General features: G+C 70.0%; 13 protein-coding genes. 4 read left to right on the forward strand and 9 right to left on the reverse strand.

From position 1 onward, the window contains the following. Positions 1-15 precede the first annotated feature (15 nt). The 8 genes from ACZ562_RS15805 to ACZ562_RS15840 form a co-directional block, all read right to left on the reverse strand. A complete protein-coding gene (locus ACZ562_RS15805; RefSeq protein WP_471178565.1) occupies positions 16-1,407 on the reverse strand; it encodes an NAD(P)/FAD-dependent oxidoreductase in 1,392 nt (463 codons plus the stop codon). Next, positions 1,397-1,624, reverse strand: coding sequence for a ferredoxin (locus ACZ562_RS15810; RefSeq protein WP_471178568.1), 228 nt, complete (start codon positions 1,622-1,624; stop codon positions 1,397-1,399). Before ACZ562_RS15810 ends, ACZ562_RS15805 begins: the two co-directional genes overlap by 11 nt. Positions 1,625-1,731: 107 nt before the next feature. Continuing rightward, positions 1,732-2,370 carry a hypothetical protein gene (locus tag ACZ562_RS15815; RefSeq protein ID WP_471178571.1) on the reverse strand — a complete coding sequence of 213 codons (639 nt, stop codon included), beginning with the start codon at positions 2,368-2,370 and terminating at the stop codon, positions 1,732-1,734. A 2-nt stretch (positions 2,371-2,372) separates the two neighbouring features. Continuing rightward, positions 2,373-2,666, reverse strand: coding sequence for a hypothetical protein (locus ACZ562_RS15820; RefSeq protein WP_471178573.1), 294 nt, complete (start codon positions 2,664-2,666; stop codon positions 2,373-2,375). Between the two features lie 132 nt (positions 2,667-2,798). Beyond that, positions 2,799-3,197: an ACT domain-containing protein gene (locus ACZ562_RS15825; RefSeq protein WP_471178576.1), complete on the reverse strand. Its 399-nt coding sequence runs from the start codon at positions 3,195-3,197 to the stop codon at positions 2,799-2,801. Positions 3,198-3,229: 32 nt separating this feature from the next. Further along, positions 3,230-3,517, reverse strand: coding sequence for a hypothetical protein (locus ACZ562_RS15830; RefSeq protein ID WP_471178578.1), 288 nt, complete (start codon positions 3,515-3,517; stop codon positions 3,230-3,232). After that, positions 3,475-3,825 carry a hypothetical protein gene (locus ACZ562_RS15835; protein ID WP_471178581.1) on the reverse strand — a complete coding sequence of 117 codons (351 nt, stop codon included), beginning with the start codon at positions 3,823-3,825 and terminating at the stop codon, positions 3,475-3,477. Before ACZ562_RS15835 ends, ACZ562_RS15830 begins: the two co-directional genes overlap by 43 nt. Then, positions 3,822-4,925 (reverse strand): M20 family metallopeptidase, encoded by a 1,104-nt coding sequence (locus ACZ562_RS15840; RefSeq protein ID WP_471178839.1) that lies wholly within the window; start codon positions 4,923-4,925, stop codon positions 3,822-3,824. The genes ACZ562_RS15835 and ACZ562_RS15840 overlap by 4 nt, the downstream gene beginning before the upstream one ends. A 265-nt stretch (positions 4,926-5,190) precedes the next feature. Between ACZ562_RS15840 and ACZ562_RS15845 the strand changes: the two genes are divergently transcribed. The 4 genes from ACZ562_RS15845 (at position 5,191) to ACZ562_RS15860 (ending at position 9,537) form a co-directional block, all read left to right on the forward strand. Beyond that, positions 5,191-6,075 carry a LysR family transcriptional regulator gene (locus ACZ562_RS15845; RefSeq protein WP_471178583.1) on the forward strand — a complete coding sequence of 295 codons (885 nt, stop codon included), beginning with the start codon at positions 5,191-5,193 and terminating at the stop codon, positions 6,073-6,075. A gap of 262 nt (positions 6,076-6,337) precedes the next feature. Next, positions 6,338-7,528: a CHAT domain-containing protein gene (locus tag ACZ562_RS15850; RefSeq protein WP_471178586.1), complete on the forward strand. Its 1,191-nt coding sequence runs from the start codon at positions 6,338-6,340 to the stop codon at positions 7,526-7,528. Positions 7,529-7,560: 32 nt separating this feature from the next. Then, a complete protein-coding gene (locus ACZ562_RS15855; protein WP_471178588.1) occupies positions 7,561-8,073 on the forward strand; it encodes a hypothetical protein in 513 nt (170 codons plus the stop codon). Further along, positions 8,074-9,537, forward strand: coding sequence for a hypothetical protein (locus ACZ562_RS15860; RefSeq protein ID WP_471178590.1), 1,464 nt, complete (start codon positions 8,074-8,076; stop codon positions 9,535-9,537). On the opposite strand, the gene ACZ562_RS15865 is transcribed toward ACZ562_RS15860, so the two are convergent. Then, positions 9,513-11,588, reverse strand: a complete 2,076-nt coding sequence (locus ACZ562_RS15865) for a hypothetical protein (RefSeq protein ID WP_471178592.1) — start codon at positions 11,586-11,588, stop codon at positions 9,513-9,515. The genes ACZ562_RS15860 and ACZ562_RS15865 overlap by 25 nt on opposite strands. Between the last annotated feature and the right edge of the window lie 221 nt (positions 11,589-11,809).

Raw genomic sequence — 11,809 nt, forward strand, 5'->3', positions numbered from 1 at the left:
TTGTGGCCGTGCGGGTCAGTGCGCTGGGGTGAACGTCATCCGGCGGTCGGCAGGCGAGTATCCGCTGAGGGTCACGGTGGGCCCGTGGGTGGGGACCGACGGGTCGGGGAAGTCCGCGTCGACCGGCCGCTGTCCGTCCGCGCGCCGGTCGATCGTGGGGAACGGCGGCGGGAACGGCGTGTTGGTCTCGATCAGCTCCTGGTAGAACGGCAGCCACCGGGCATGGTCGAAGGCGACCGCGCCGATGACGCGCCCCTGGTACCCGTAGACGCCGATGAACCGGTGACTCTCGAGCGAGCCCTGCGAGATGAGGATCTCCGTCCCCAGCGACGGCACCCCGACCGACTTGATGTTGACTCCGAACTGGGAGGACCAGAAGGCCGGAACCTCCATGTGGGGGAGGCGGTCCGTGCTCTCGCTCAGCATGTTGTGCGCCGCGATGCCGGCCTGGGAGACGGCGTTGCCCCAGTGCTCCAGAGACAGGAACTGGTAGCCGAACAGGGGGTGGGGGCAGCGGGCGACGTCGCCCGCCGCGTAGATGTCGTCGGTCACGATTCCGCGGATGTCGAAGGCACGGCAGCCGGCGTCGCAGGCGATGCCGCGGGGGCCGGCCCCGAGCCCGGACCCGGCGAGCCATTCGGTGTTGCGGGTGGCGCCGAGCGAGACGATCACCACGTCGGTCTCCACGGTGGAGCCGTCGGACAGATGGGCGGCGCGTACCCGGCCCGAGGCGTCGCCCTCCAGAGCGGTCACCATGACCCCGCACCGCAGGTCCACACCGTTTTCACGCTGGAGCTGGGCGGCGACCGCGCCGACCACCCCGCCGAGCGCGCCGACCAGGGGCGCCGCGCCGCGCTCGGCGACGGTGACGGCGAGGCCACGTTCGCGGCAGGCGGAGGCGATCTCCGAGCCGGTGAACCCGGCCCCGATGACGAGGGCCCGCTTGGGTCCCCCGGCCAGCCGCCGGGCGAGCGCGGCGCTGTCGTCGCGGGTCCGCAGCACGAAGACACCGTCGAGGTCCGCCTCGGCCTCGTGCGGCCACGGTCGCGCCCGCACTCCGGTGGCGATCAGCAGCCGGTCGTACGGCACCTCGTCACCGTCGGCCAGCCGCACCCGCCTCGCGGCCATGTCCAGGCCGGTGGCCGGGACACCGAGCCGCCAGCTCGCGTCGACGGATCGGCGCCTGGGCAACGCGGTGTGCTCGGCGTTCGCCTTGCCCAGCAGCACCTGCTTGGACAGCGGTGGTCGGTCGTACGGCTCGTGGGGCTCGTCGCCGATCAGCGTCAGGGAGCCCGCGAAGCCCTTGTCACGCAGGGTTTCCGCAGCCCGCAGGCCCGCCAGCGAGGCACCGACGACGACGATGCGGCCCTCGCGTCTGAGCCGGTCCAGGGGCCCGTCACCGATCACCGGACACCGCCTCGGCAGGTACGTCCACCGCGTCGACCAGGACTGCCTGGACGGGGCAGGCAGCGGCGGCTTGTGCCAGCTTCTCGCGCTGTGCCTCGTCGGCCTCCGGGTTGTACAGCAGCGCCTCCTCGCCGTGCATGGCGAAGATTTCGGGGGCGAGGAACGCACACTGCGCGTACCCCTGACAGCGGTTCAGATCGACGGCAATCCTTACCAAGGGATCGGTCCTCTCGATTGGCCCGGTCAATCCCCCTCCGACCACCCTCGGTGGCCGGAAAGAATGCGGCGACGAGGAGGAGACCGTTCGAGTGACGGCGCCGCGGCTCAGGTCGGGGCGGCGGGCCTTGGCCCGGCGGGACTCCGGCCCCACAGGATGTTCAGGCTGACGACCAGTGCCCAGGCCGGGAAGACCAGTTCGGACCAGGGCAGGCTCGCTCCCACCACGAGCAGCGTCAGGCCCGCCAGGTAGCCGAAGACGACGAGCGGGCGCGGCAGGGCGCCGAGGCGGCGGCCGATGGTCGAGGTCGTGATGATGAACACCGCCGCCATCCGCATGGCGTACGTGGTCAGCAGGCTGTAGGCGAAGTCGCGGCCGAAAGAAGAGGGCTGCTGACTCTCGTCGAGTACGGCCCCGGCCGCCGCGGCACTGCCGAACAGGGTGGCGACGAAGACCAGGCCGCTGCCCAGGAACACGGTGGAGACGAACCGGTCCTCTCCCTCTCCGGCCTGCTCGCGCAGAGCGCCCATGAACCACAGGAAGGCGATTCCGGCGAACGGGAGCAGCGCCAGCGCGGTCTGCACGGCGTTCCGCTGTCCGCCGTCGACGGCGACGTCGTCCCCGCCGGCCCCGCCGGGCAGGGCGAGGCGTACCAGGACGATCGCCGCGGCCATCAGCATCGCGAACACGACCCCCGCTGTCCCGGCGGCCCGGCGTGTTCCGAGGCGCTCGCGCTTCTGCTCCATGGTCACTCGCTCTCTGTCTGCACTTCTGTTGTACAGACACCAGCGATCCTGGGCCTCGCGGCACCGCGGCATCTCGGGAGGAAGACCGCGGTACACGCCATCCCGACGACGCACAGCGTGCCACCGGCGTGGAGTTCCTGCGCTGCGATGTGGCTGAGGCCGTCCGGATCGGCCTGGAGGCCGCCGGGGCCAGGAACCTCGAGATCTTCTCGCCCACGATCGGCCGACAGCTCCTCGAACGCGGGCTGATCGACGAGATCGACCTGCACATCGCGCCGGTGAACGTGCGCTGCCACCCGGTCCGCCAGGGTTTGCCGGTTGGAGCTTGCTGGGCCACCGAGCCTCTGCGCGCACCCCCCCGTGACAGGGCCTCGCGGCCCCCGCCGCGACCACCGACGAGTGGCTGTCACCGGCATTCCGCCCACCTGTCAGGCAGACCGTCGCGCGAGATCTTCCAGTACGGCGATTGCTCGGGCGGCACGCTCGTACGGCACAAAGAGGTGGTCGTGGTGGAAACCCGCGACCACGTTGCAGCTCAGCCCCGTGTCGGCGAGTTCCTTCGCCACGGCGGCAGTCAGTCCGACCGCGTCCAGGGCCGAGTGGACCCGCAGCGTGATCCAGCCTGCCACGTACTCGTAGGCCAGCCCTGCCGCGTCGGCGTCCTCCAGCCGCACGACCAGGGTCAGGCCCTCCTCTTCGGCGACCGTGACGACGGGCGTGACGCCGGGCGGGACGCCGCCGTCACTGGTGGTGAAGACATAGCGTCCAGGACTCAACTGGGGGCGCATCGCGCTCAGTAGTTTCTGCAGATCTCTCTCACCAGCCACGCCCACCACACTACGCGCAGCGGCCCGTGACATCAGGGGGCCGTCGGTGGATCGAGGTCGAAGGTGCGGTGGAGCCGGTCTTCGACCGCCCTGAGGCCCTTGACGCCTTCGGAGAGTTCCTTCCAGCCCCGTGACTCCTGCTCGGCCCGTTCCGGGCTCCGACTCGGGGCGATGCCCAGCCGCGTCGCGTCGTAGACGTCGCCACCGCCGTGGCTGACGCGCTTGAGGGCGGCCGACCAGGCGGCCTGGGTCCTGGTGTCCGGGATGGGAGGGTACTTCAGGGCCTCGTGGACCTGGTCGAAGAACCGGCTGAAGTCCATGATCCAGGTGTCGTCGTCGTGGTGCGAGTACACCGCCTCGGCTCGCCGCGCACGCCGGTCATCTGCTCCTCGCCTCCGGACTCGTACCAGAAAGTGACGTTGTTGGCGATGAGCGCCGGGTCGGTGACGGACGGGTAGGCGGTCGGCGGGGCGATCTCCGTCGGTGTCAGTGGCCGGTCGACGACCGGCGTGCCGCTGTCGGCCGACGTCGCGCCACGATCGCCCGAGCAGACGGCCGGTGTCACGGCGGTGACAGCGGCGAAGAGCAGAAGGTGCACGCCCCTGAGGTGGCCCGTCAGCGGCTTCATCGCGCAGTCCTGGTGATCAGCTCGGCGAGCAGCCGGGTACGGGGGACCATGTGGGCGACCTCGACGTGCTCGGTGTCCGTGTGAGCGCCACCGCCCACGGCGCCCAGGCCGTCCAGGGTCGGGCAGCCCGTCGCCGCGGTGTAGTTGGCGTCCGAGGCGCCGCCGACGGCGGCCGTGTGCAGGGGCGCCTGGCCCAGTTCCGCGGCGACGCGGGAGGCGAGGGCGAACAGTTCGGCGGAGGACTCCGGTTCCATGGGCGGCCGCCCGGCGCCGCCCAGGATCTCCAGCCGGGCTCCGGGTGTTCGGGGACCGAGTTCTCGTACGAGTTCGTCGATCCAGTCCTGCGCCGCGGCGGTCGGCACACGCACGTCCACCGACAGCCGCGCCAGCGCCGGCACCGTGTTGCGCGAGCTGCCGGCCGACAGCAGGGTGGGCGTGACCGTCGCGACGCCCAGGACGGGGTCAGGGGCGCCGACGGCACCCATCGCGGCTCCGATGCCGGCGACGGCCAGCACCTGGTGAGCGGCCTCGACGGCGGCGTTGACCCCCTTGTGCGGTTCCTGACCCGCGTGCACGGCCCTGCCGTGCACCACGATCTCGTACCGTGACGTGCCCTTGCGGGCGGTCTTGAGCGCGCCCTTCCGGCCCGCGGCCGCCTCCAGCACGAAGGTCGCCGCGCACCTCCGTGCCGTTTCCTCGATCAGCTGCCGGGAGGTCGGGGAGCCGACCTCCTCGTCACCGTTGACCAGTACGCACACCCCCTCCGGGGAGGGCAGGGAAGCCAGCGCGTGGAACATCTGCACCAGGCCCGCCTTCATGTCCAGAACTCCGGGGCCGCGGGCGATCCCTTCGGCCACCGACCAGGGGCGGGACCGGAGCGAGCCGATGGGCCACACCGTGTCGTGGTGTCCCACCAGCAGCACGCGTGGGGTGCCGAACGTCCACCGCAGATGGGTCACCCCGTCGATCACGATCGTTTCCGGGGCGGCTCCCAGCAGCCGCGCGCCGAGGGCGCCCACCACCTCGGCACTGCGCGCCACCGCGGCGTGGTCCGCCGAGAAGGACTCGCACGACACGAGTTCCTCCACGTCGGCCAGCATCGCCGACAACGCGAGCGCGGCGTCCCGGGTCACCGGTTCCACCGCTTCTCAACTTCGTTTCGCACCAACACACTTCTCCCTCGGATCGGATGGGTCAGTGGAGCGGCGGCGCCCCTTCCCCCGACTGCCGGAGCGCCGCCGCATGAACGACGTTAGAGCGGGGCAAGGCATGTCACCAGCGACTGGATTTCATGGGATCCATGTGTTGGAAGAATGTGTCGAGGGAGTTCGGTGGCCGGACGGAGGCCCTGACGGGGGGAGGAACGTGTTCGAGGTCGACATGCTGCGGCTGCTCGTGACCGTGGCCGAGACCGGGTCGTTCACGAAGGCGGCGGCCCGGCTCAATTACACGCAGTCCGCGGTCTCCCGGCGGATCGCCACGCTGGAACAGCAGGCGGGCGGGCCGCTGTTCGAGCGGCTTCCGCGGGGCGTACGGCTCAATCCCGCCGGGCGTGCGCTGCACCGGCACGCCGTGGAGGTGCTCGACCGGCTGGCGCGGGCGGAGCTGGAACTGGCCGTGCTGCACACGGGACACGGCGGGCTGCTGCACGTGGGCTCGTTCGCCACCGCCAACATCTCGCTGGTGCCGGCCGCCCTGCGGGCGCTCCAGGAGGCCAGGCCGGATGTCGAGGCCGCCGCGGTCGAGGGCCCGACCGACACGCTGATGCGGCGCCTCGCGGACGGGGCGCTGGACCTCGCCGTCGTCAGCGACTATCCGTCCGGTCTGCCGTCGGCGGACGGGGTCACTACGACCGTGCTGTGCGAGGACGAACTGCTCGTCGCCCTCCCGCGCGGGCACCGCCTGGCCGATGCCGGGACGCTCGATCTGTGCGAACTGCGCGACGAATCCTGGCTCCAGAGCAATTACGGCGACCGCCCCACGATGCTCGCCGATGCCTGTGCGCGGGCGGGCTTCAACCCCAGGAAGATCATCCGGATTGCCGAGTGGACCGGGAAGTTCGGCTACGCGGCGGCCGGACTGGGAGTGGCGCTGGTCCCCTCACTGGCGGCCTGGGCGGTCCCCGACGAACTCGTCCTGTGCCGCCTCACCGACCCCGCCCTGCGCCGGAAGGTATACGTGGCGCTGCCTGTCACCCCACTGCCGGCTGCACTGAAATTGCGGGATCTGCTGCGGGACGCCGTGGACTGAGCGGGGCCCGCACACCGAGAGCACGCACCTGACGCCGCGGCGCCCGCCCTCCGGGCGGACGACGGGAAGGTGACGACAGGACCCGGGGGCGCACGGTGTCAAGAATCAGCGCCCTTGCCTTCGCCATGCGCCCCTGTGGTGGAGCCACTGCATTCGACACAATCAGGCAGGGCACATGAGGGGGCGACTTCGGAGATGGCTTGGCATCAAGGCGGTGCGTGTGACCACCGGTGATCGGCGTGTCGTCCTCGTGGAGTACCACGTGCGAGACGAAGAGACCTACGCATGCGTAGTGACACCAGAAGGCGCGGAACCCGAGGTCGTCCGGGTCGACGTCGGCAGACCGCTGTTGCAGGAACTCGCCGGGGAGATGGGCGGCGCGGACACAGCCGACGTGCTCCAAGACCGCTCCTTGGCGAAGTTGCTGTCGCCGGCGCTGGACGCGGCAGCCGCCGGCGACGTGCTGTACGTCGTACCGCACGAGAGCTTGCACCGGATTCCCTTGCAGGCGGCCTGGGTGGACGGAGCTCCGGTGATCGAACGGAATCCGGTGGCCACGGTGCCCAGCGCCTCAGCGTTGCACTACTGCCGGGCCAGACGGAGGAGTCGCAGGCACTCGGCCCTCATCGTTGCCGATCCGAGCGGCGCCCCGACCCCGCTGGTCTTCGCACGTGTACAGGCGCTGGCGATTGCCGAGCAGTTCACGAACTGTCGACTCATGTCAGGCGTGGAGGCTTCGCGCGACTCGCTCATGCTGGCCCTGAAGGGACAGCGGGACTGGCCGGACATCCTGCACTTCACGGCGCATGGCGTGTACGACCCTCAGCAGCCGCTGCGATCGGGCATCGAACTCGCGGACGGACGCCTGACCGCGGCCGACATCCTCGGAATGAGCCTCGACATCGGTCTGGTGACGCTGGGAGCATGCGAAACCGGCCTCGGGGCTGCCACGGCGGGCGACGACATCATCGGCCTGTCCTGGTCCCTGTTCTGCGCAGGTACTCCGACGGCCCTGCTGAGTCTGTGGCGTGTCGACGAACTGTCGGCGACCATGCTGCTGACGCGTTTCTACTCGGAATTGCAGTCGGGACGGTCCAAGGCACACGCGTTGCAGGCGGCCCAGCTGTGGCTGCGGCAACTCACCTACGCGCAGGTGATCGCACATGCGGGAGCGGCCCGTGCACAGCTCGGCGGCGAACCGGGCTTCGGGCAGGTCATCACTGAGCACGAGGCTTGGCTCCGCCTCAGCTGCGAGGACTACGCGGGAGCGCTCACGCTCTACCAGGGTCTGCTGAAGGACTCGACATGGGCAGCAGCGGACCGCCGGCGCCTCGAGGTGTGCGAGTTGCAGACCGCTCTGCTGTCTCGACGACGTGCCGGCCGGCCCGTTCGACTTCCCTTTTCCGATCCGCGTCACTGGGCCCCGTTCTTTCTCACCGGCGATTGGCTGTGAGCATGATGGATCGACGAACGACCTCTGACATCATGGCCACGGCATTCGTGTCCGGCACCGAACTCGCCTTGTTGCGGGCCGGGTTGGTGGAAGGCACCAGCAGAGCGTTCGCGGTGCTCATCGGCCGAGGAGGCGAGCCGGCGGGTCTTGTCTGCGCCGACCGCAGTTGGCCCGCGCCGGTCGTGCCCCACGACCTGCCTGTCGCGGAGCTGCTGGCGGACGTCGTCGCGCTTCGCACCCTCAACGAGGGCGTCCCGGCGCTTGTCGTAGCCAGGGAAGGACGGGGCGTCGGGGTCATTTCCGTGGAGCTGCTCACCGCTTTGCTGGCAGAGGTGGTGATCGAGAACGGACCGGGCAACAAGCTCGGCCTGGAAAGCCGTCCCATGGGGCGGCCCGAGCAAGCCGCTCATCTGTGCATACGCTGCGCGGCCTGCAACCACCCGAACGACTTCCTCCGGTGGCCTCCACCGCAGGAGAGCGTCGTGTGCCAGAACCCCGACATCAATGTCGGGCCCCATGTCTTCTCGGCGTTCTGGGACGGATGAATGGGCGGGCTCGTCGAGACCATCACCAGCCTGGTGGACCGCAGGCATCTGACGAGCACCTACATCCCGGTGGTGGCCTTCCTCAGCGCCGTCGGCCTGGTCGTTGTCTCAGGCATCGGATGGTCGAAGTGTCTTCACGGCTGGAGCTCGTTGCACCCTCTGGCGCAGCTCCTGCTGCCCTTTGCCTGGCTGGCTGTTGCCCTGTTGCTCGGTCAGCTGCTGGAAGCCTCACGGCTGGGGCTGATCCGGCTCCTGGAGGGCTACTGGGAGGGGCTTCCCGGGGGAGAAGGCCTGGCCAAGCGATGCCGGCAATGGCACAAGGAACTGCGCGACTCCGCGGCTGAGGGGAGTATGCGCCGGAGCGACTACCCTTCGCTCGACCGGCATCTGATGCCCACCACTTTGGGCAACGTGCTGCGTGGGGCCGAGATGCACAGCCTCTACCGGTACAACCTCGACGGTGTCACGGCCTGGCCGCGCCTCTATCCCGTCCTGCCCGAGAACCTCCAGCTGATGGTCGCCACCGCCACCACCCACCTGGAGGCGATGGTCACCATCAGTGCCCTCGGCACGGGGTTCACCGTGGTCGGCGGCACCACCGCTGTCTGCCTGCTGCCCTGGTACGGGGCGGCCGCATGCGTGCTTGGAGGCGGTGTCGCCGCGTGGGCGGGCTACCGGGGCGCGGTGGGAGCCGCGCAGGCCTACGGGCAGCTCTACGCGGCGGCCTTCGACGTCCATCGCTGGTTGCTGCTCGATGCCATGGGACTGACCCGTCCCTCCGGATACGGTGCGGAGCGGCGCCAGTGGGGAGCACTGAGCCAGTTGTGGCAGTTGGGCTCGGTGGACAGTGATGCCGTCGGCAACTTGGGCTACGCGGCCGCGTCCCCCGCTACGAATCCACCACCCCCCACTGCGGCCCAGCCTGTGGCACCTCCGTCCTCATCCCATGTCGCCCCCCTTCGACTGGGCCGTCGCCTGGGGACCGCCTTGGTGGCGGTGGCCGCGCTGGCATCGGCCCTGACCGCGGTGCGGCCCGACGGCGGACCGTGCAGGGTACGGGCCGCGCTGCCCGCCTACCACCAGCTGACCGTGGCGGACATGCAGGACGCGCGGTGCGCCCGGTTTTCGGGGCGTTACACACTTCGCCCGGTATCCGCGCGCAAGGATCTGCCGTCCGGTGCGCTGGGCCCGCGGCTGCGCCCGTCGGCGCTGGACGGCCTGCACATCGCCGTCGTAGCTCCTTCCCCTGCCCGGGACCACGCGGCCACGGTCAAACGAGGCAGCGTGGTTTCGGCCGTGGCGGTCTCCCCCAAGGGGGCCGTCACCGTCGTCGACCCCCTCACCGTCCTCGACCTGCTGGACCATGGCCGCAGCGTCGTTCTGGCCGGTAGCCCGTCCCAACTCGCGAAGGTCCTGTCGGTCGGCGCAAAGGGACAGGTTCACCTGCTGGCGGCCGCAGGCTGATCCGTCTGTATCCCGTCCTCACGCAGCAGGGTCTGCACTTCGGCGAAGCTGATCGGTGTGCCGCGCCGCAACCTCAGGTACCGGACGCCGGCGTCGCCCGCCGCCTCGATCCTCTCCTGGGCCAGGCGCAGCCTGTTCTCGGCCTGGCGGACCTTGGCCAGGGTGTCCGCGTCCTCCGACGCCCTGCCGCCGAGGGAAACGAGCCTCGTACGGTGGTCGCGCACGGCGGCCAATGCCTTGCGCTCCTGGACGACCAGGGGTTCCAGCTCGGCCGGCACCGGGATGGTCAGGGTTTCACCCAGCACGTCCAGCAGGGAGCGCGCCCGGGAGCGTTCCATTACCTCGAACGCCCTCACCTTCGCGTCGGACGGCGGCCAGTCCTCCTCGTTGCCCCAGTCCGTCAGCAGGAGTGACACCATGGCGGCGTACCAGTGCTGTTGCATGTAGGTCGCCTCGCTCTTGCGCTGCGGGTCGAGCAGTTGCTGACGCGCCAGCTCGGCGACCTCGACGGCCTGCGAGAGCTCGCGGTGCATACCGGACAGCCGCTCGTGGTCCATTTCCAGACCCAGCAGGACGGTGCACGCAGCCGAGTACTTTCCTAGATCGGCATAGCGCACGGCGGCCTCCTTGGCGCGCCCGACCAGGTACCGTGCATGGTCCTCACGACCGGTGGCGATGCACCTCTTCGCCTCGTCCAGCAGCGTGTCGGCCTTGTTGACCAGCTTGAACACCCCGCTGTATCCGTATCCGGTCCCGGGTTTGAGAACCGTTCCGTGGGCCAGCAGCTCCTCCGCCATGCGCATGCTCTCCACCAGCGAGTTCCGCAGCCCGGTGGCCATGACCTCGGCGAAGCCGGCGGGCAGCTCGGCCCGCAGTGCCCGGACGTCGTGGAGTATGTCCGTGCCGCTCAACCGCCGGGGACCGCCGGTGGGGTCGAGAGTGCCCTGCGCCGCCTCCGGATCACGCAGTACGCCGAGCAACTCGGCGTACACCCAGGCTGTCCGCCGGACGAACGGCAGGAGTTCCTCGTCTCCGGCGAGAGCGTAGAGGGCCTCCAGGTCATCCGCGGGGGCCCGGAACGCCAAGCCCTGTTCGCAGTGGCCCCACAGCCGGCAGAGCGCTGCCCAGTTGGGCATGTCTGCTTCCGCATAGTGGGCACCGGCGGCGATGTAGGAGACCGCCGCTTCCTCTCGGCGCATGCGTCGCTGGTCGAGCGCGGCAACGCTCTGCTGCAGGGTGCCGTGTGCGAACAGGACGTCTCGATCGAACGCATCGTGCCAGGCCTCGCCTTGGGCGCGGAGGTCGTACAGGGCGCCGAGCGCGGATCGGGCCACGCGTGTGAGCTTCTCGGCCTGGTCCGCTGTCGGGGTCCGCAGGAACGGTGAGGGCGTCCTGCCGTTGAGGTCGCTCAGCAGGGCGGCCGACTGAGCCGTGGCGGCCAGGGCGAGTATCAGCGAGGTGTCCACCCTGCCCGGACGGCTCAGAGCGCGCTGCCGTACCCAGTCCCTGACGGCCGCATCGGCGATCGGTTCCTCCACCTTGCGCAAGAGAGCGGCATCGTTGAGAGCACCCACCACGTCATGGTCGGCCCGTGCATGGCGGACGGACAACAACAGCGAGATGATCGCCACGCCCCAGGCCGCGAAGAGCAGTTCCGGATCCGGTCGCCTGAACCCCGCGACCGACAGGGCGAGAACCCCATCGGAACAGAGCAGGACTGCGGGGAGAAGGATCACACCCAGCAGACAGCTGGACAGTGCGCGGGTTCCTCCGCTCTGACTCCAGAACACCATGGTCAAGGCGTTGAATCCGGTGCACAGGGCGAACACGAGGGGAAGAACCAGCGCTGCGGCGGTCGGCAGCCCACTCCACGTGGTGGCCAGCCAGCCGCCGACGGGGCTGATGACCACAAGGACGGTCACCATCAGGCGGGTCTCCATTCGCGCGCGCAGCCGCAGCCGAGTGGGCAGCGTGCAGCGAAGGATCAGCCGGTGCCGTACGTAGAAGTACAACGACAGGGTGGTCGCACAGCCGAGCCGGGGCCACCACATGTCGGCGCTGTCCCCTGGCAGGGGGGCGAACAAGGCGGCCCACAGGGGCGCCGTGATGGTTATCCAGAAGCTTGCCCGGCTGAAGGGCTCACCCGACCGCAGAGCTTCGAACGGATGCTCGGCCCGATGAGCGGGGCGTCCGGCTGACCGATTCATCCCTCCATCATGCTGTCCGCGCGCGGAGCGCGGCAGGGCGCGCGGTAGCGCGCTTCCGCAGCGCC

The sequence above is a fragment of the Streptomyces sp. NPDC040410 genome (genome assembly GCF_055595715.1).

Bases quoted from the DNA above. Each gene is read 5' to 3' on its own strand.
- ACZ562_RS15815 (WP_471178571.1), bottom strand. From the start codon at position 2,370: ATGGAGCAGAAGCGCGAGCGCCTCGGAACACGCCGGGCCGCCGGGACA.
- ACZ562_RS15865 (WP_471178592.1), bottom strand. From the start codon at position 11,588: ATGTGGTGGCCCCGGCTCGGCTGTGCGACCACCCTGTCGTTGTACTTC.
- ACZ562_RS15860 (WP_471178590.1), top strand. From the start codon at position 8,074: ATGGGCGGGCTCGTCGAGACCATCACCAGCCTGGTGGACCGCAGGCAT.
- ACZ562_RS15855 (WP_471178588.1), top strand. From the start codon at position 7,561: ATGGCCACGGCATTCGTGTCCGGCACCGAACTCGCCTTGTTGCGGGCC.
- ACZ562_RS15835 (WP_471178581.1), bottom strand. From the start codon at position 3,825: ATGAAGCCGCTGACGGGCCACCTCAGGGGCGTGCACCTTCTGCTCTTC.
- ACZ562_RS15830 (WP_471178578.1), bottom strand. From the start codon at position 3,517: ATGGACTTCAGCCGGTTCTTCGACCAGGTCCACGAGGCCCTGAAGTAC.
- ACZ562_RS15840 (WP_471178839.1), bottom strand. From the start codon at position 4,925: ATGCTGGCCGACGTGGAGGAACTCGTGTCGTGCGAGTCCTTCTCGGCG.